The organism is Candidatus Nitrosotalea okcheonensis (assembly GCF_900177045.1).
Lineage (GTDB): Archaea > Thermoproteota > Nitrososphaeria > Nitrososphaerales > Nitrosopumilaceae > Nitrosotalea > Nitrosotalea okcheonensis.
Genome location: NZ_LT841358.1, coordinates 1773772 through 1793096 on the forward strand (window position 1 = coordinate 1773772; position 19325 = coordinate 1793096).

Below are 19325 nucleotides of genomic sequence, written 5' to 3' on the forward strand. Positions count from 1 at the left end.
TGTTATTGCCTCTGTGATCTAATTCTTGGAGGGTGCATCCTTTCGGTTTCCTCCTCTAATTCTTCTTCTGTTATTTTAGTCTCAAAATCGTCTATTTGATATTTCATCGATTCTAAATTTTTTAACTTGCCTTTCTGTATTAATATCTCCCTTGCTAAAAGCCAATAGGTCGCAGCTAGGGATTTTCTTCCCCTATTGTTTGCGGGAATTACCAAATCAATCTTGGAGGTAACATTGTCTGTATTGGAAATTCCTATTACTGGTATTCCTGCATTAGTAGCTTCTACAACGGCCTGTTCATCTACTTGAGGATCTGATACAAAAACTAGTTCTGGTTCTCTGTAGTAAGGTAATGATGGATTTGTTAGAGTCCCTGGCATGAATCTTCCAAGCATGGGGGTTGCACCAGTAACCTCACAGAATTTCTCAACAGGAGTGCTAGCATATTCTCTGCCAGAACAAACTAAAATTTTTGTAATATCTGCCCTGTTGATGAACTTGGCAGCTGTTTGAATCCTGGATAATGTTTTTTTGCTATCAATAATGTAAAGTCCTTCATTTGTTGCCTTGGTGACAAATGGCGTCATGAATTTTGTTTTTACTTGTGTGCCTACCCTTATTCCTGTGGACAGCACATACTTTTCCATGTGCTCAAAATCTTCTTGTTTGCTCATTCTGTGTTTCTAAATCTCGGCCATTCCACGTATTAAATCATACTCTGAGAGTCTGATCAGTTCGTTGAGTTTGGCTATCCTTTCTCCACCCAATATGCCAACTTTGAGCATCTTAGATTTTGTAGCAAGTCCAATGTGTGATATGTGCGAGTCTATTGACTCACCCGATCGATGGGATGTGATGAGTTTTACATTGTTATTGTTTGCCTCTTTGGCAAATTCAAGTGCGTCATAAAGGCTTCCTGCCTGATTTACTTTTAATATTGCTCCGCTACAAGCTCTTATTTTTACGGCTTTCTTGAGAATTTTTGTATTTGTTACCAATAGATCATCCCCAGTTATGAGGACATGGGGAAATTTCCTAGTCAAAATTGCCATATCTTCAAATGCTTCTTCATGAACTGCATCTTCGGCATAAACAAGTTTGTATTTTTTTATTATTTCTGATGCAAACTCGATCTGTTTTTCTGGAGTGTTTTCAAAACCTGCTCTATTGTACACATATTTTTTTTTCTTTTCATCCCATTGCGTGGATGAAGCAAAATCCACACCTAAAGAAACCTCTTTCCCTAATGTAAAACCTAGTTGTTCACAAGCTTTTGCAGATATTTCAAGAGCTTCATCATTTTTTAATTTTGGAGCCCATCCGCCTTCGTCCCCCCTTCCATTTGTAAAACTTGGATCCTTCTTTGCCAGAATTTTTCCTACTTCTTTATGTATCATCAAGTTAACTTCTATTGCATCACAAATAGTTTTGGAACCTGTGGCACAAACTAGAATTTCTTGAATATCTGGTGTACCTGGCCCGGCATGTGCTCCGCCCCCTAAAATATTTCCAAGAGGAAATGGATATCTAAAAGTTGAATCTTTTGCCAGCAACTTGAACATTGGAATCTGTAATGATTTTGAAGCCGATTCGATTGACGCAATAGTTAATGCAAATGCAAGCGAACCTCCAATTTTTGAATAATTCGGAGATGAGTCAATTTCTCTTAGGGTCTCATGAATTATTTTCAGGTTGGATGGATCAAGGCCTAAAAATTTCTTTATGTTTTTTTTTAATATGTCTAAACTTTTTTCTGGTTTATTCTGGGGAAAACTCTGTGCTTCATGTTTCCCAACACTTGCACCTGATGGAGCACAGACTCGTCCTACATGTTCATTATCTGATGTCACATCGATTTCTATAGTCTGACTTCCTCTGCTGTTGTAAAGTATCCTGCCTTTGATTGATGTAATCTTGGGCATTCTATTCTAATTCAGATCTTACTTCTTGCTCTCTTCTTCTAATGGCTTCGTAAAATGGAATAACTTGGTGAATTGTCTCAACAGATGTCAATATCATTGCTCTACAACAGTATCTTTTAAAACCAAAAGAATCTAAAACTTTTCCAGGATCCTCTCCACCCTTGACGCGGTTTTGATATTCCTTAAATTTGTCAGCAACCAAATTTCCACAAGTAAAACATCTGACAGGAATTAACACAGTCACAAAAAGTAATCAAGGCTTATAAAAACCATACATGGGTAAAACCAATTGCGGGAGTCGCCCAGCCTGGTCAAAGGCGCTAGCTTGAGGGGCTAGTATCTTAGGATTTCGAGGGTTCAAATCCCTTCTCCCGCATTAATGATTTTATAACAATACGTCCAAGGTTTGCACGCCTCTATAAATCATCGATGATACATGGCTGAATTCTTTTTCTGTTTACTAAGGTAATTCCTGATGGCACGGTGTTGATTTTATTGTAGAATGTATTATGGGAGTTTCCTAATATTCTTGTATAACTGTTCATTAATTTCTACGAATCTCCAGACTTGGATGGTTCGGTCTATGTTTGCATGAATATGTATTTTGGTAAAGCCCTTATTTGACATAAAATCTTGTATTGTTATGGAAATTACTGTAAAACAAATGATGCAAATTGAGGAGAATGGACATCAAATGGGTTTTTTTAGAAAACTAATGATGGAAAATGCAGGTGCTGTTACTGCAAGACACATTACAGAACGTTACCATGATCTAACATCAAAAAAAATAATAGTTTTTGCTGGACTGGGAAATAATGGTGGTGATGCATTTGTTGTGGCCAGACATTTGGCTGCATTTGGATGTACGCCTACCATAATACTTCTGGGACATCCAGATAAAATAAAAACAGAAGAAGCACGATCTAATTGGAAAATTTTAGAGAAGATGAATTCTGTGAATCTCATACTTGCGTCTGCTATTGATACAATTACAGATGGTGCAGATGTAATAGTGGATGGAATATTGGGAACAGGCATGTCTGGAAAAATTAGAGAACCGTATTCCTCGGCAATAGATTTGATAAATCAATCAAATGCCTTCAAATTTGCGGTTGATGTACCATCCGGTCTTGACCCTGATACAGGAATAGTAAATGACAAATGTGTAAAAGTGGATATTACTATAACCTTTCACAAGATGAAGATTGGAATGCCAAAAAATCAAGACATGTGTGGCAAAATAATAGTTGAAAAAATAGGGATTCCACCTGAAGCGGAGATTGGTGTGTTGTTATGAAAGTGCATCAACTTCAAGTAGGAAATATGCAAAACTTTACTTATGTTCTTGAGGATGAGGATACAAAGGAATCTGTTATCATTGATCCTTCATGGGATCTAGAACTGGTAATGGAAATAATAGAAAGAAATGATCTAAAAGTCAAATATATCATTAACACACATCACCATTTTGATCATACTATAGGAAATGATGCAATGGTAAAATATACCAAATCCAAAATCTTGCAACACGAAGCTTCTACTTTGAAAAATGACGTACGCTTATCTGATGGTGACAAAATAATGTTTGGCAAGTCCGAACTTGCTGTATTGCATACTCCGGGGCACTCAAAAGATAGCATATGTCTAGTTGGTGACGGAAAAATCTTTTCAGGCGATGCACTTTTTGTAGGAAACTGTGGTAGGACAGATTTACCGGGAGGAAGTGCAAAGGAACTATATCATAGCCTGTTTGATATTATCTATAGGCTTGATGATAATCTAGTGTTGTATCCCGGACACAATTATGGAAGCTTTCCGAATTCAACCATATCTAAAGAAAAAAAGACAAATTTTGTATTGCAACCCAGAACAGAATCAGAGTTCGTGAATTTTATGGGTAGTGATTAATCATTGCAAGACATTGAAATACTTGGAAACCAGCAAAAAGGCTTAGAATTCATAAAACAAACTGAACAAAAAAAATTTATCTTCTCTCTAGTGATATCTTACACTGCGACATCTGAAATACCTGGAATAACTATGGCTGGAGAACATCCAGATCTGATAAAATTTACAGGACCTGCAGATGCTGAATTTATCCACTACGGATATTGTAGAAGCATCTCTGTAATTCCGATGACTCCTGATGGAAAACCGACTCCAGCCCTGTTGACAAAAACTGCACTGGAAGCAGCAAGCATTCCAAGTGTTGTTGTAAATGCTGGTAGCAAAGTGTCTCCAAAACTTCCATTTATTGATATGAACTTGAATTATGGTAAAAACATTGGAAAAGAATCAGCTCTTAGTCTTGATGATGTTGGAAAAGCGGTTGAATACGGCAGAATAATTGGAAGATTTCTCGGGGCTTCAACTGACTGTGTTATAGTTGGTGAAAGTATTCCTGGCGGTACTACTACAGCTCTTGGAGTGCTTGAAGGATTTGGAATTACAGGATCTGTTAGCAGTAGTATGCCTCAGAACCCTGTAGATCTCAAGATCCAAACGGTAAAAGAGGCATTGAAAAGGCTTCAATCAAACGATCCATTTGAAATTATATCACAATTGGGTGATCCAATGATTCCAACAGTTGCCGGCATACTTAGCACAGCATCTGAAATCTCTAGGGTTCTATTAGCTGGTGGAACACAGATGGCAGCCGTACTTGCTTTTGCAAAAAGTATTGGATTTGAAGGAAAGAATACTGCTGTTGGTACCACCTCTTATGTGTCTGAAGATAAATCTGCAAACCTGTCTGACATCATATCGCAGATAATGGATGTGCCTATACTGGTTGCCAGACTAAAACTTGCAGAATCAGAAATCTCTGGATTGAGCTCATATGCTAAAGGGTTTGTAAAAGAAGGAGCAGGGGCTGGAGGTTCATCTATTGGTTGCATGTTAAAGACAGGACTTGATGCAAAAAGTCTTTTGGCTCTAACTGAAAAGGAATATTTGAAAATTACTTGACCGTTACTGATTTTGCCAAATTTCTTGGATAGTCTGGATCAAAGTCTTTGTCAATTGCAGCATAATATGCGAGAAGTTGTATTGGTACTATTTCTACAAGTGGATATAATGGCTCGTTGATACTGGGTATGTCTATCCAATGATCATATACATCACTTGGCTTGTCTGAAATTCCTATTATCTTGGCTCCTCTTGCTTTTATCTCTCTAGCTGATGTTAGCGTATCATTATAGGTGGAATCATTGGGGTTTATGATTAAAACATATGAATTAGAATCCATCAATGCCAAGGGACCGTGTTTTAATTCTCCTCCTGGAAGTCCCTCTGCATGTATGTATGTGAGTTCCTTTAACTTCAATGATCCTTCAGAAGCAATTGGATAATGCATGCCTCTTCCTAATACGTAAATATCTGAAACATTCTTCAGTCTCTTTGCAACATCTTTGATTTTAGAATCATTGGAGAGTATCTTCTTGATTGCTTCTGATACTTTTGTAAGATCTAGTTCCATACAGCCATCACATATTTTATCAATTATTTTATATAATACAACAAGTTGTGATGTGAAACTTTTGGTTGCTGCAACCCCTATTTCTGGACCGCAATTGAGTCCCATGGAAATAGATGACTGGTGAACTAATGAGGACGTCATCATGTTTACTATTGATATGATTTTAGACCCTGTTTTTTTTGCAATACCTACAGCTTCTAATACATCTGCACTTTCTCCACTCTGTGATATTGCAACTAGAATTGATTTTTCTTCAAACATGTCGGGCGAAAATTGTGCTTCGCTAGAAATCAATGGATCAATCTTTATCTTTGCATATTTTGAAAAAAGAAACTTTGCAATTAATGCTGCGTTGTAACTTGTCCCACTTCCAGTAATGTATACATTTCTTGCATGTTTTATTAAATCTGAAGCCAAGTCAATCTCAAGTTTGGTATTATTTCCAGCACTTGATACTGTTAATGGTTGTTCTGAAATCTCTTTCAACGTGTAATGAGCATATTGACCCTTGTATACATCAGCAAATTCTTTTGACACTTTGGTTATCTGGTGACGTACTGGATTTGCATCAAAATCAAAGATCTTTAATCCTTCTTTGTCAATTATTACAAATTCCTTGTTGTCTGGATAAATTACTTCATCAGTATATTCTACAAATCCAAGTACATCACTTGAAATAAAATATCCTTCTTTTCCTACTCCTATTATCAATGGTTCATGCAGTCTAGCTGCAGATAATGTACCATCTTGGAAGACTGCAACAAAAGCATAATTTCCTTTTAATTCAGCTACTGTGTCTACAACAGATTTCTTAATTTCTCTAGTCTTGTCATAGTTATACTGGAGAAGATTTGCAATTACTTCGCTGTCTGTTTGACTTTTAAAAGTATAACCATGTTTTTGGAGTTCTTTTTTTAATTCTTCATGGTTCTCAATTATTCCATTGTGTACAATAGCTATTTCTCCTGAACTTGATGGATGTGGATGAGCATTTGTGTCAGTTACCATTCCATGAGTAGCCCACCTAGTATGTCCTATGCCTATTGTTCCAGAAAGCTCGTCTAGTTTTTCTGTTTTGTTTACTTCTAAAACTTTACCCACACCCTTTCTTACACTGATTTGATGTTCGGAAAAAGTGGCAACTCCTACACTGTCATAACCACGGTATTCCATTCTCTTTAATCCCTTGACTATTATTGGTGCAGCAGAGCTTAGACCCAGATATCCTATAATTGAACACATGTTGATATCGTATACATATTATTGATAAATAATGATTGCGTGTGTGTTATTCCGTTGGTTGTTCGGTTTCTACTTTTTGAACAGGCTGTTGTTTTGTCTTGCTAAGATCTAATTCTGGTGATAGGCAAATTTGATCTTCTTCCTCCACCTTTACCGTATATGAAGGAACAGTAACCACTCTTTCTCCTATCATCACATGACCGTGTACTACTATTTGTCTTGCAAGATATGGACTCTTGATTGATTCTTTTTTCTGGATAATTGTCTGTAATCGCCTGGATAAAAAGTCCGTCACCTTTAGATTAAGTACATCATCTAAGGTTGAATTCTCTTTGACTAGTCCAACTCTTGCAAGTGATTTCATCAATATTGGTTCTTTCGTACTTCTAACATCCTGAGTTAACGCCAAGAGTGATCTTGCTTGGTTTCTTATTCTTGAAAGTTCGGTATGTGCTTTCCATAATTCTCTTTTATTTTTGAGTCCAAAAGTACCTAGAACATGTAATTCTTCATTTAGTAAATCATAGTTGAGAGGACGTTTTGGTTTTCTCCACATTTTGCGTGAATTTTTTGGATGATCTCCCACCTGTTACACCTACTTTTTCTTTTCCGCTGCAGCAGGTTTTGCTGCAGGAGCTGCACCTGCCTTTGGAGCTGCTGCAGGAGCTGCACCTGCCTTTGGAGCTGCTGCAGGAGCTGCACCTGCCTTTGGAGCTGCTGCAGGAGCTGCGCCCTCAGCTGGTGCACCAGGTGAACCAGCTGGTAATACCTTGCCACCTTTCTTAACCCCGACCGCACCGCCCTTTCTACCTGTGGTACGTGTACTTTGTCCGCGAACTTTTAATCCATATGTATGACGAAATCCTCGCCAGCTATTCATGCCTTTTTCTCGCTCGATATCATTTCTTACGTTAAAGTCAATATCAGAAGTAATAAGATGAAAGTTATTTCCTGTATCCATATCCTTTTGCCTATTTAGAAACCACGTGGGTATATTGACAGATATTGGATCTCTCATGGCTTTTTCAATTTCTTCTACCTGTGATTCTGTAAGAAAACCGACATTACTGTTAGGATTAATCTTTAATACTTCTAAAAGTGATTTTGCAAAATTATAACCAATTCCTTTTACTTGACCAACTCCAATGATGGTCTTTTTAGCGCCTGGAATATCCTTACCAGCAATTCTAACTATGTGCCTAAACTCCTGTGAAGACAAGTATTAAAAAATCCCCGACATCCCCGATAAAAACCATGCTAAATAGGCGCCGTTACATCTCAGGCCGATTTCATGGTTTTGGAATGGGTGGTCATTTTCTTAGATCAAGCACAAGAGAGTTACAAGTAGATGGAACTAATAATCGAGTTATCAAAAGTAGGTTCTAGGGAAACAGCAACTCTGTACCTGGTTTGGTAATTCTAAAGACAATACAAGTGAAGCGATGGAGAAAAATGTTGTGTACACCGCCATTAATTCTTCAAGTCAATGCATCAAAGTTACAGTTGGCCGGTTATCAAATGACAACATGCGAGTCCTAGAATAATAATACTTTAAATCCAATTTAAAGAGTATTATTGTAATGTCTCCGGAATTTACAAATTTTGTTAGTAGAAGTTATGATTCTGAACCAAAGTATACTGAAATCATGGCCGGTGTTCCTGAAGACTATGAACAAATCAAAACACTACGGGATCTTCTAGAAATTAATTATAAAGTAATTGGTGCAAAGGAACAACTTCGTAGAAATTTAATCTCAAAGATCAAATCCGGGAGTGTAAAATATCCTGGAATAGTAGGTTTTGATAATGACGTCATCCCCGCTTTAGATCGTGCAATATTGTCATGTCATGATATGATTCTAGTTGGCCAGATAGGACAAGCAAAAACTAGGATAGCTCAAACAATTGCAAACACATTGCTTTCTCCAATGCCTGTAATCCAAGGAAGTGTGACAAATGATTGTCCCATGGATCTTCCACCAGACGATTTGATATTTTTATTGGAGGACAAAGACAATCCCACATCTGTTCCAAAATTCCACATAAATGGTGAAAGCATGGAAAAAATTCGTAATAACAAACTTGACACTTCTATTGAATGGATTGATGGTAAAAACAGATTCAAGTATGTGCTGGCAACTCCTGATATTTCTGTAAAAGATCTAGTTGGACAGATAGATGCAATCAAGATAACTAAAAATGGTAAAGAACTTTATGAAATTGAATCTTATTCTCCAGGCCAACTCATGCAGGCAAAACATGGATTATTTTGTATTGATGAATTGCCAGTTCTTGATACTAGAAAACAGGTAGCACTTTTGTCTGTCTTACAAGAAGGACGATTCACAACTGGCGCGTATCCTGTTATATTTGAACCAAAAACAGTATTCATCGCTACTGCAAATCCTATAGATTATACACACTCTGGAAAAATAATCGAGCCTCTTTATGATAGACTGAAAAGTCATATTCAAACACATTATCCAAAATCAATCTCAGAAGAGATGTTAATTATAATACAGGAAGCAAAAATACCTCATTCGTTTATTCCTGTATTCATACTGAAGATCCTGACAAGAATTGTTCAAGCAGCGCGTTCCAGTAATGAGATAAACCAAGACAAGGGTGTGAGTGTACGAATGGGAATACATAGTTTGGAACTACTTGTGGGAGAGGCAGAAAGAACTAGATCCATATCTCATAATGTTTTGGCATTACCCAGACCATCTGATATATTCTCAATTGAACAATCTATAAAGTTTGAACTTGTTGAACTAGATGATACTGCTATAAATCGTTCCAAAGTTCTGCATAGTCTAATATCTGATTCTATAAGAGATACCTCGCTAGAATATCTAAAAGAAGTAGGTCCAAGTATTTTTGATTCAATAAAAAATGAATTTCTGAATAAATCATTTCAAGTGTCTCAAACAATTCTTGGCTCAAGTGATCTACAAACATCTTATGATAATCAATTAAAGACTTTTCCAGCCCTTTCAAATTTAGTTGCCAGTATATATTCAAAGGTTATTTCCGATCAGGAAATATTTGTAAAAGAAACTGCACAGTATGAAATTTCTAACGATGCTCTAATAGTTTCAGATAATGCACAAAATGAACTTAAGGCAAGTGTAACCGAATTGGTACTTGATGGTCTGTGCTGGGTTGAGCCAAAAATTCTGGACAAAAAAGAAGGTATGTACATTGCAAACTAGTACTACAAAATTTGTCTATGTCTCAAGCGAAAATCACAAACCTGCAAGTCCTACAACAGAAATATCTGATGAAAAACTCAAACAAGCTCTTAAAACCCTGGCAACACAAGCCTTGAAGGAAAAAACACCATCGATGAAAGATCTAGAAAATACACTGGATAGTGTGATGTCTAACACTTTTTCCAAAAATCAATTCAACAGTGAACAAGAAACAACAGCATATGGAAACAGTGAATCCGTGACAAAACACTTGCAAAAACTTGGATATCTTAAAGATGATAAGAAATGGTTAACAAAAAAAGCGTTTTTTGAAATTGGCCAAAAAATGCTCGGAGATATAATAAAAACAATCAACGAAGGAAATTCAGGTTTCCACGAAACCAAGAACATGGGATCAAGTGATGTAATGCTTGATACTACTAGAAAATTCGAAGTGGGTGATGATATTAGACATCTGAACGTACCAGTCACAATATTAAATTTAATTCAAAGAAAAAAAAATAAAAATGAACCAATTCAATTCCCACTTGAAATAAAACTTGACGATTTTGAAAAATTTGAAACAAAAGAGGAAGTAAAAGTTGCAGTAGTTTACTGCATAGATCTCAGCTCTACGATGAAATATTCTCTAAGTTCTGGAGAGGGAACTAGGATAGAGGCTGCAAAAAAGGCTCTCTGGGCATTATTTGTATTAAATAAAAAATTCTTTCCAAATGACTCTGTTTACATTGTAGGTTTTGGTTCGCTTGCTGCACAAATCAACCCTTCTGATATACCATATCTGAAAACATATGATGCAAATGATAATTTTCTTCATTATACAAATTATCAAGCCGCATTAAGACTTGCATTAAAAATTCTAAAGAAAGATGGATCGCAAAATAAAAGAATTGTTATGATAACTGATGGTCAACCAAGCGCATGTTTTGTAGATAATGAATCTCAAAAAAATTCCATATTGGCAAATAAACCATATTCGCATTTTTACAGGCCTGATGAACCAACTCTTTCTAAAATAAAAAATGAGCGAGATCTGAGGCTGGATATCATTGATGAATCGGTATACCTGTGTTACAGATACAGGCAAGTTGATCCTGTTGTGGAAGCAAAGACTTTGCAGGAAGCAAAACAATGTAGAAAAGAAGGCATTGAAATTGATACAATCATGGTAAGCGAAGAGTCGGAATTGTTGAGCTATGTTCAAAGTCTTGAAAAACATTTGAAGGGGAGGGCATACTACATAAATCCAGAAAAAATCGATAGAGTTCTGGTAAGTGATTTTATATCTAACAGAAAAAAAATATTACATTCTAGGAACAGTTGATAGACATGAATGAAAGCTTTGACAAGCAAAAAATGATGGAAACACTAGTTGATCCAGAAGTGTCATCTATTCTTACAGAGCTTGAGGGTGGAGAAAAAGACTCTGCATATCTTACAGATAAACTACAACTTTCTCCAGGTCAGATAAAAGATCTTCTTTCATATGTGATAGAACACAAGTTTGTTGTGATAAATCAAAATGATGGCAAGGAAATTTTCAAAGTTGATCTTAACAAACTAAATAAAATTATGGAAAACGATGATAATTTTAAAAGTGTAGTTGATGGATTGACTGAACTAGATCAATTTCTCAATTAAGACCTTGCCCGATTCCTAATGAGATACATCATGCCGACGGCAAGCCCGCTGAGACCTATTATGAGTGCTATGAATCCTGAAATGTCTGCCAATTCTATATCATGTGGATAGTATCCGATAATTCCGAGAACCTGTATATCGCCTTGTCCGTGATTTTCTATCTGTAATGTATAATTTCCTGATGTCGAAATCTTGAATGTTTCCTGAATTGGGCTTTTTGTTATGGATTTTGTTATTATCGGCGTGCCGGTAGGATCAATTATTGTTGCCTTGACATTGTCATCATTTTTAAAATCTGTTATTTGAATAGAGTACACTCCTTTCTGGTTGTTATCTGGATTCATTTCCTTTGTAACAATCATCTGTGTTCCAATACCTATAGTATTTTGTTGGTTTGAAAGATTTTCTGAAGTTATCTGTGATTGATATGCTGTTATTGCAATACCGAGCAATACCAGTATTCCACTTACTATTAGAATTGGTTTGGGTTTTATCACACCACAATTTCATCTCTTGCCCTAGTTAAAACCTGTGTACAGATGATATGCCAACAAAATTCAGTATGAATTATTCGATAACGTTATCTTGTACATCTTCTCATATTAGAAAGTTGCATAAAACTCTGGTGATTCTTCTGGTTTTTTCAATGATTGTTTTACCATCATCTTCACCTGGCGTAAAAGCCTATTCTGATCATCCTAATCTTTTTGTCTCTTCAGAAAATAGTATTTTCGGTAATCATATTTCTGGACCTATGATAACAGAAGTTGTTGTACGGGAAGATAATACTCAGCTAGATCAAGCAATAGGTCAGCCAAATGTTTCAATAAATGGTAAACACCTGTTGATGGCACAAGGCTCGGATGGTAATTGGTATGCATTTTTTGCTAATACTGATAGTGCAAAACAAGCTGACCAAGCAGCATTATCTGGTTCTTCTGGACAAAGTATTGATTTCGGAGTTTTTTGTTCAAGCTCTACAACTTCTTCTGTTTTGGGAGTAGATGTGTCTCAGACTGATGGGGTGGCAATTCCAGATTCTGCAGGATTGTCCGGAACTACTCAAGGGACAGCAGGTTTTAATTCGTGTAGTGGTACGCCGACAACTCCATCAAGCCAAAATAATGTTATACGAAACCCACCCTCTCTGAATTCCAACCCCAAAGTCCCATCAGGCCAAATAGGAATAAATCAAAATGTATGGCCCATGATCCAACTCTTCACGCTTAGTAATAATGTGCACATAGAATATGATAGATCTACAGGCACGCAAAGTGTTGATCTTGATTATTCTGACATTCCAAATATATCAATAAGCCTTGATAGAACTCAATATCCATCAGGCTCTGATGTATTTGCAACCATTGATGATGCTGAATTAGGTATAGATCCTACCTCTCAAGATTCTTGGACTTTTAATGTTGGATCTACCCCTGCAACATTTTATCAAGCCTTTGCAGAGTCAGGTAAAAGTGCAAGCGGTTCAGGTCTAGTGAATCTGATACCTTACTTGAGTAGTCTTGGGTTCAAAGACAATGGAAAATTGAGTATGGATACATCAGATGTTGTTAACTTGAAAACTAACTCTGTTCAGACTAGCACATCACTTAGTGGTGGATATAACAAGTTAGTAACTTTTGTAGAAACAGGGCCGCATACTGGAATTTTTGAGAGCTCCATTGCTGGCGTATCAACCATAGGGATACTATCAAATGCTCCTAGGTCTCACGCTGGTTCAATTACTTATAATCTTCAGAGCACTTCTATTGTTTCTGGTACTACTGCTGCAAGTCTTAATGTTGGTAGTGGCCAAAGTCAATTTGGTCCTGGTCAAAAAGAAACAATCACTCTAGTGGATAATGATCAAAATATCAATTCCAATCTGATTGATCAACTAGATGTTTTTAGATCTTCTGCAAAAATCCCTACCTTGAAGATTGGAAATCCAATAACACTGAGTAGTTCTTCTGGTGTTACATTCTATAATAGTACAAAGTCAATCAGTGTACCGTCTACTGTATTTGATGCCAACTCATTACGATTGATAATTGATACCCGATCTCAATCAATGCCAAATTTTCAGAAAATTACACTAAATCTTGGCATTTCTGCTCAATCTCTCAAAGATCTATTCATAGATACCAGTCAACCGAATTCAAATGGAACCAATTGGGTTAATTATGATCTCAGATCTTTTCAACAGCAACTTGGAATAACTTCATTTTCCAGTACCAGTATGACTCTGTATTTTGGATCTGTTGGTTCTTCGCCAGTAACAATTGTCACTCCTGGAGAAATTGTGTCCGGTAATGGCTTACTGCAGATAAGCAATAGTGCCATATCTTCAATCAACTCCATGTCGTCAAGTCTACCTGTATTCCTAGAGATTAACTTCAATACTTCTGGCAAAATCTCAAACCCACGTGACACCCAACCAATAGTGTTTGATCTTTTCTCTTTTGGAATTCATAACAACCAACAGGTAAACAATGCCATATATCGAGCCGAACTGCAAGAAACATCTCCCAATTCCGGTATATTTTCAGGAACAATTGAATATGCAGTAATAAACCAACTAAACCAGTTTGATCCTGCTCTAATCAAAGGCCTCAAAACTTTTGGCAGTAATATCAAATTTCTTATAAACACTGAACTTACAGATGCTAACGCAATCCATTTTTCCATCTTGGGCGCACAAAGTGGAACATCAACAACAGTTACCTCACAACATAATCTTCCAACAAGTACTGGTACAGTAACACTTGACTCATCAAATTATAGAATTGGTTCGGATGTCACAATAACGGTAACTGATCCAGATTTGGTTACTGATTCTAATACTATCATAAGCTACCCAAGTGTAAATGATCCCGGCTCCCAGGCAGATGATACTGTAGGAGATAATAATGGAAACATACTCTTAGAAGTTTGGATTAAGGGATTTAGATTCCAGCATTGTACTATAAACGGAGTGTCATATGGAGGACTTGCTGCCACTGGTTTTACTTTGACTGAAACTGGTCCAGGTACCGGTATATTCAAAGGAGTTTTTAAAATGCCTTCTTGGATATGCAGTGAGGACAAGACAGCCTTGATATCTCCTGTGGGAGGTAATGTTCAGGCATGGTATCATGACTTTCGAGATGCATATGGTAGATCTGTAATAGTGGGATCTACAGTGGCAGTTCCTGCTAAAACTCAACCTACAATTACAAATCAACCTGTGCCCAAGATCACAATGCCAATGATTTCAACATCTACACAAATTAGTGATCAATCTGGAAGACCATTACTGCAAAGTCCACATGTTGGGCAAACAATAAACTTCAAAAGTATGCTTTCAAACATATATCAAAATTCTCAAGAAATTTCATACATCGTTCAAATAAAAGATAGTAGTGGCAAAGTAGTTTTTCTCAAATGGTCTCAAAATAATCTTGTAAACCTGTCTACTACAAATGAAGAAATTAGCTGGGTACCAACACTCCCCGGAATCTATTCTGCTGAAATTTATGTGTGGAATGGAATGAACTCTCTAGTACCACTTGTTGATCAAAATCAATATAAACTTCAAGTTCTGCCCTAATTGAATTCTTGAACTAAAAGTTGTACTTGCTTTTGTATGGGGATACAGCACGTAACTCTTGAACAACTTTTTTTAATGTGTCTACTGTCTCATCTATTTCTTGTTCTGTATTTGTTATTCCTGCTGTAAGGCGTAATGACCCTGTAACTTGTTCATGTGAAAAACCCATTGCTTTTAAAACATGTGATGCCTTCTGTATCTTTACAGAACATGCAGAACCAGTAGACGCAGATATTTTATGTTCATCCAATTTTATTATAAGATCTTCCCCATTTATACCAAAAAAAGTAAAATGAGTATTATTGGGAGTTCTCATGTTAGGATGTCCATTAAGAGTTGTGGCTGGTATTTCTTGTAATATTCTAGTAGTTAATTTTGAGGTTAGTTTTTTAAGATGAATTGAATTCTCACTCATGTTGTTTTTTGCAAGTTCACACGCTGTTCCAAATCCAACTATGCTTGCCACATTTTCTGTACCAGATCGAAGTCCATTTTCTTGACCGCCGCCTAATATCAAAGGCGATATCTTTACACCATTTCTGATGTATAATGCTCCCACACCTTTTGGACCATTTATCTTATGAGATGATATTGAAAGTAAATCAACTCCAAGTTCTTTGACATCTACCGGAATCTTTCCTACTGCCTGAACTGCATCTGTGTGAAAAATGACGTTTTTCTCTCTTGCAATCTGGACCATTTCCTTTATGGACTGTATTGTTCCAACTTCATTGTTTGCATACATTATTGTAATTAGACATGTATCGCTTGAAATTTCTTTTTTGAGATCCTCAGGATCTACAAAACCGTATCTATCTACAGGAAGAAAAGATATCATATATCCCTCTTTTTCAAGGCGCTTACATGGTTCTAATATGGCATCGTGTTCGATGGACGATGTTATGATGTGTTTTCCCTTGCTTTGTGATGCTATGCCATAAATTGCTGTATTGTTTGACTCGGTTCCTCCAGAAGTTACAAGTATTTCATTGCTATGCGCATTGATGAGTGAAGCAATTCGTTTTCTTGCATTTTGAATGGCCATATTTGCAAATCTTCCATGTCTGTGTATGGAAGAAGGATTTCCATATTGTTCTCTAAAATAAGGAACCATTTCTTCTATGACTTTTTCATGAACAGGTGTAGATGCGGCGTTATCTAGGTAGATCAATCTGTTATCACATTGAGTTTGCCGGGTCTATAGCCCTTGGGATCAATTAAGATATTGTCAAATCCCATGTCGTTCATATATTTTTCAAGTATAGACATTTTTTTCTCGTCATCTAGAAAGACTATCTCATTTTTATCTACCTCTACGCTTGCCATGTTTCCAAAATCCCGAACTCTTACCTGTCTTACTCCAAAAAGGTGTTTTATCATAACTTCACTCTTTTCTATTCTTTCAAGCTTTTCAGCTGTGACTGTGTTGCCCCATGGGATACGTGATGCCAGACAAGAGTTGGATGGTTTATCATGAATGGAAAGGCCAATCTCTTTTGCAACATCTCTGACATTAGATTTTGTGAATCCACTCTCTACAAGAGGACTTTGAACACCATTTTTTTTGAGCGCTATTATTCCAGGTCTATATTCCATCAAATCATCTAGGTTAGTACCATCTACAATCAAGTTGATTTTTTCTCTTTTTGATAGCGCGACAAGATGTTCTGCCAATTCTGTTCTACAATGAAAGCACCTATTTTTGTCGTTTTTTACAAAATCTGGATTATCCAACTCACTATATTCAATAATTATATGTCTGATTCCTATCTCTTGGCAAACTCTTTTTGCAGAATCAAGTTCTTCTTGAGAAAGTGTCTTATAATCTGCAGTAACGGCAACAGCTTGTTTACCTAATGCTATCTGAGCTGCATATGCTACTAGGGCACTATCAACTCCTCCTGAAAGAGCCACTAGGGCTTTCTCTTTTCCGTGAAACCAAGTCATCAAATCTTTCATCTGTTTCATTTTATGTTTAGCCTCGATTTGACTTCGTCTGATATCAGTCCCAACGTTTCTTTGAATGATAATGATAACGAATCTGAAATTATCTTGACATCGTCTGATTCTACCTTGAAATGTTTTATAGTTTCATTATGTTTTACAATTTTACATCTTACGATAAAATTATTTCCTTGTATCATGATGGGTATTGAAACAACTATTCTTGGAACCACATAACGACTAGATGATCTTATTCGCACACCTAAAGTACCGGTCTCTGAAATTAGTGTACTAATCAAGGTGTTTGTAACAAATGGATCACATATCACAGAAACTAGATTTGTTGGCCTCCCTTTCTTTGTTATGCCGCCTGTTACGGTAACGTCCTTTGCGCCATTTGCAATCAACTTGTCAATCATGTGCCCTATTGTTTCGCCAGATACATCATCAAGATTTGTTTCAAGAATTTGGATGGTGTCCAATTGAAACTCTTCTGTTGATTCTCCTTGGACGATCTTTAAAACATTGGGAAATCCGTCAAAGTTCTTACTCCCCGCACCATATCCTATTGACTTTATCTTCATTGCTGGATAAAACTCCGAACATCTATCTGCTAGATTTACAAGCAGACTTGCACCAGTGGGAGTAGTAATCTCTTCTTTTATCTGTCCTCCACGAATTGCTATGTCCGAACCGCGAAATATTTCTAGTATTGCACTTGCAGGGTTGGATACAATTCCGTGAGAAAATGCTAGTGTTCCACCACCAACTGCTACGGGTGTTGAAATAATCTCATCTGAAAATAATCTCAAATCATCTAATGCAATAGCAGAACCTATGATATCTATGACAGTGTCAATGCTTGATGCTTCGTGAAAGTGTACTGACTCTAGTGGCTCTCCGTGTATGTTTGACTCTGCATAAAGTAGTGATCTAATGCTTTCTTTTGCAAAAACTTTGGCTTTTTCAGATAGTCCTATCCTGTCTGATGCAGATAAAATACACTCTTGAATCTCGACTCCTTTTCTTTCATGATATTTTTCATCTGTCTCTAATACAAGATATGTAGATTTTGTCCCATGTTTTACAGTTTTTTCAAAATCCATTTTTACAATTTTAGAACCTTTGAGGTATTCTTCAACTGAATATACTCCGTCTATAATTTTGGATTTTTTTGCACCCATGTCTACTAGTGAAGAAAGCAGCATGTCTCCTGAAATCCCAGCCACCTGTGCATCAATTACTAGTACCATGATATTTTCTAAACATACTGAAATGCATATAAATTGTAATTTGATTCATGATTTTGATTACTGGATAACTGTAATCTGGACTGATGCGAAACAGTCAAGTTTAATTAGAGATTAAAGTGAGGGCCTTTTATGATTACAATTATTGGTTCAGGAAAAGTTGGTGGGGCGGCAGCACTATTCACAGCTCTTCGAAAAATCACAGATGAGATATTATTACTAGATGTTGTTCAGGGCCTCCCACAAGGAGAGGCTATGGACATAAACCATATGTTGGCAGAAAAGGGGATTGATGTCAACGTTAGAGGATCAAATGATTATTCTGAAATGAAAGGATCTGATATTGTAGTTGTTGTTGCAGGTTCTGGCAGAAAACCTGGGATGACAAGAATGGATCTCTTGAAAATAAATGCATCAATAGTAAAGGGTGTTGTAGAAAATATTCAGAAACATGCTAAAGACGCAATGATAATTCCAGTGACTAATCCACTAGATCCTATGGTGTATCTTACATACAAAGTTTCAGGATTTCAAAAGAATAGAATATTTGGAATGGGCGGCATGCTTGACTTGTCACGTTTTACACAATTTATTCATGAATCTACTGGTTACTCTAGGAATTCCATACGTGGTCTTGTGATTGGAGAACATGGTGAAAACATGTTGCCGCTTCCAAGATTCTCCACAGTTTCTGGAATCCCATTGCCTTCAATTCTGTCAAAAGAGAAAATTGAGGAAATTGTGCAAGGAACAAGACAAGTTGCAGCAAAAGTAATAGAACTCAAGGGTGCTACAGTTCATGCCCCGGGTAATGCAATATCTACTATTATAGAGGCGGTATTAAATGACACAAAACAAGTTATTCCTGTGGCTACATATTTGGAGGGAGAATATGGCTATTCTGATGTATCCATTGGCGTGCCTGCAGTTATTGGCAGAAATGGTGTTGAAAAAATAGTGGAATTGGACCTGGATTCAAATGAAAAAGAGTGGTTCAAAAAGGGAGTAGAAAGCGTCAAAAATGCAATCTCAAATCTTTGAAACTGA

General features: G+C 36.7%; 18 protein-coding genes and 1 tRNA gene. 9 read left to right on the forward strand and 10 right to left on the reverse strand.

The annotated features are described in order from the left end of the window. Positions 1-2: 2 nt before the first annotated feature. The 3 genes from rpsB to BQ3481_RS10455 are packed head-to-tail and all read right to left on the reverse strand — an operon-like array spanning position 3 to position 2160. Positions 3-674, reverse strand: coding sequence for a 30S ribosomal protein S2 (gene rpsB, locus BQ3481_RS10445; protein ID WP_157928203.1), 672 nt, complete (start codon positions 672-674; stop codon positions 3-5). 9 nt (positions 675-683) lie between these two features. After that, positions 684-1922, reverse strand: coding sequence for a phosphopyruvate hydratase (eno, locus tag BQ3481_RS10450; RefSeq protein ID WP_157928204.1), 1239 nt, complete (start codon positions 1920-1922; stop codon positions 684-686). A 1-nt stretch (position 1923) separates the two neighbouring features. Then, positions 1924-2160 (reverse strand): DNA-directed RNA polymerase subunit N, encoded by a 237-nt coding sequence (locus BQ3481_RS10455; RefSeq protein ID WP_157928205.1) that lies wholly within the window; start codon positions 2158-2160, stop codon positions 1924-1926. Between the two features lie 53 nt (positions 2161-2213). Here BQ3481_RS10455 and BQ3481_RS10460 point away from each other — a divergent pair. The 4 genes from BQ3481_RS10460 to cobT all read left to right on the forward strand — a co-directional run bounded on the left by BQ3481_RS10460 (position 2214) and on the right by cobT (position 4889). Next, positions 2214-2298 (forward strand) — tRNA-Leu (locus tag BQ3481_RS10460). Between the two features lie 267 nt (positions 2299-2565). After that, positions 2566-3219, forward strand: a complete 654-nt coding sequence (locus BQ3481_RS10465; RefSeq protein WP_157928206.1) for an NAD(P)H-hydrate epimerase — start codon at positions 2566-2568, stop codon at positions 3217-3219. Then, a complete protein-coding gene (locus tag BQ3481_RS10470; RefSeq protein ID WP_157928207.1) occupies positions 3216-3830 on the forward strand; it encodes an MBL fold metallo-hydrolase in 615 nt (204 codons plus the stop codon). The genes BQ3481_RS10465 and BQ3481_RS10470 overlap by 4 nt, the downstream gene beginning before the upstream one ends. Positions 3831-3833: 3 nt before the next feature. Continuing rightward, positions 3834-4889, forward strand: coding sequence for a nicotinate mononucleotide-dependent phosphoribosyltransferase CobT (gene cobT / locus BQ3481_RS10475; protein WP_157928208.1), 1056 nt, complete (start codon positions 3834-3836; stop codon positions 4887-4889). On the opposite strand, the gene glmS is transcribed toward cobT, so the two are convergent. The 3 genes from glmS to BQ3481_RS10490 are packed head-to-tail and all read right to left on the reverse strand — an operon-like array spanning position 4882 to position 7861. Then, entirely contained in the window at positions 4882-6642 is a 1761-nt protein-coding gene (gene glmS, locus BQ3481_RS10480; RefSeq protein ID WP_157928209.1) for a glutamine--fructose-6-phosphate transaminase (isomerizing), read from the reverse strand. The genes cobT and glmS overlap by 8 nt on opposite strands. Before the next feature lie 46 nt (positions 6643-6688). Then, positions 6689-7228 carry a 30S ribosomal protein S4 gene (locus BQ3481_RS10485; RefSeq protein WP_157928210.1) on the reverse strand — a complete coding sequence of 180 codons (540 nt, stop codon included), beginning with the start codon at positions 7226-7228 and terminating at the stop codon, positions 6689-6691. A 9-nt stretch (positions 7229-7237) separates the two neighbouring features. Beyond that, positions 7238-7861, reverse strand: coding sequence for a 30S ribosomal protein S13 (locus BQ3481_RS10490; RefSeq protein WP_157928211.1), 624 nt, complete (start codon positions 7859-7861; stop codon positions 7238-7240). 361 nt (positions 7862-8222) lie between these two features. Between BQ3481_RS10490 and BQ3481_RS10495 the strand changes: the two genes are divergently transcribed. The 3 genes from BQ3481_RS10495 to BQ3481_RS10505 are packed head-to-tail and all read left to right on the forward strand — an operon-like array spanning position 8223 to position 11498. After that, entirely contained in the window at positions 8223-9857 is a 1635-nt protein-coding gene (locus BQ3481_RS10495) for an AAA family ATPase (protein WP_157928212.1), read from the forward strand. Then, positions 9847-11181 (forward strand): VWA domain-containing protein, encoded by a 1335-nt coding sequence (locus BQ3481_RS10500; RefSeq protein WP_157928213.1) that lies wholly within the window; start codon positions 9847-9849, stop codon positions 11179-11181. The genes BQ3481_RS10495 and BQ3481_RS10500 overlap by 11 nt, the downstream gene beginning before the upstream one ends. Positions 11182-11186: 5 nt before the next feature. Further along, entirely contained in the window at positions 11187-11498 is a 312-nt protein-coding gene (locus BQ3481_RS10505) for a hypothetical protein (RefSeq protein ID WP_157928214.1), read from the forward strand. Here BQ3481_RS10505 and BQ3481_RS10510 read toward each other — a convergent pair. Next, positions 11495-11995: a hypothetical protein gene (locus BQ3481_RS10510; RefSeq protein WP_157928215.1), complete on the reverse strand. Its 501-nt coding sequence runs from the start codon at positions 11993-11995 to the stop codon at positions 11495-11497. The two genes, BQ3481_RS10505 and BQ3481_RS10510, sit on opposite strands and share 4 nt — an antisense overlap. Positions 11996-12252: 257 nt before the next feature. Here BQ3481_RS10510 and BQ3481_RS10515 point away from each other — a divergent pair, with 257 nt between their 5' ends. Beyond that, positions 12253-15084: a peptidase gene (locus tag BQ3481_RS10515; RefSeq protein ID WP_157928216.1), complete on the forward strand. Its 2832-nt coding sequence runs from the start codon at positions 12253-12255 to the stop codon at positions 15082-15084. Between the two features lie 13 nt (positions 15085-15097). Here the strand turns inward: BQ3481_RS10515 and BQ3481_RS10520 are convergent, their stop codons facing one another. From BQ3481_RS10520 to larC, 3 genes are read right to left on the reverse strand one after another with little or no spacing between them, the layout of a single operon-like run. Beyond that, the gene (locus BQ3481_RS10520) at positions 15098-16255 is read right to left on the reverse strand and encodes a cysteine desulfurase family protein (RefSeq protein ID WP_157928217.1); all 1158 of its coding nucleotides are present in this window, start codon (positions 16253-16255) and stop codon (positions 15098-15100) included. Then, positions 16252-17052: an ATP-dependent sacrificial sulfur transferase LarE gene (gene larE / locus BQ3481_RS10525; RefSeq protein WP_157928218.1), complete on the reverse strand. Its 801-nt coding sequence runs from the start codon at positions 17050-17052 to the stop codon at positions 16252-16254. The genes BQ3481_RS10520 and larE overlap by 4 nt, the downstream gene beginning before the upstream one ends. Beyond that, positions 17049-18281 (reverse strand): nickel pincer cofactor biosynthesis protein LarC, encoded by a 1233-nt coding sequence (gene larC / locus BQ3481_RS10530; RefSeq protein ID WP_157928219.1) that lies wholly within the window; start codon positions 18279-18281, stop codon positions 17049-17051. The genes larE and larC overlap by 4 nt, the downstream gene beginning before the upstream one ends. Positions 18282-18410: 129 nt before the next feature. Between larC and BQ3481_RS10535 the strand changes: the two genes are divergently transcribed. Further along, positions 18411-19319, forward strand: coding sequence for a malate dehydrogenase (locus BQ3481_RS10535; protein ID WP_157928220.1), 909 nt, complete (start codon positions 18411-18413; stop codon positions 19317-19319). The last annotated feature ends 6 nt before the right edge of the window (positions 19320-19325 follow it).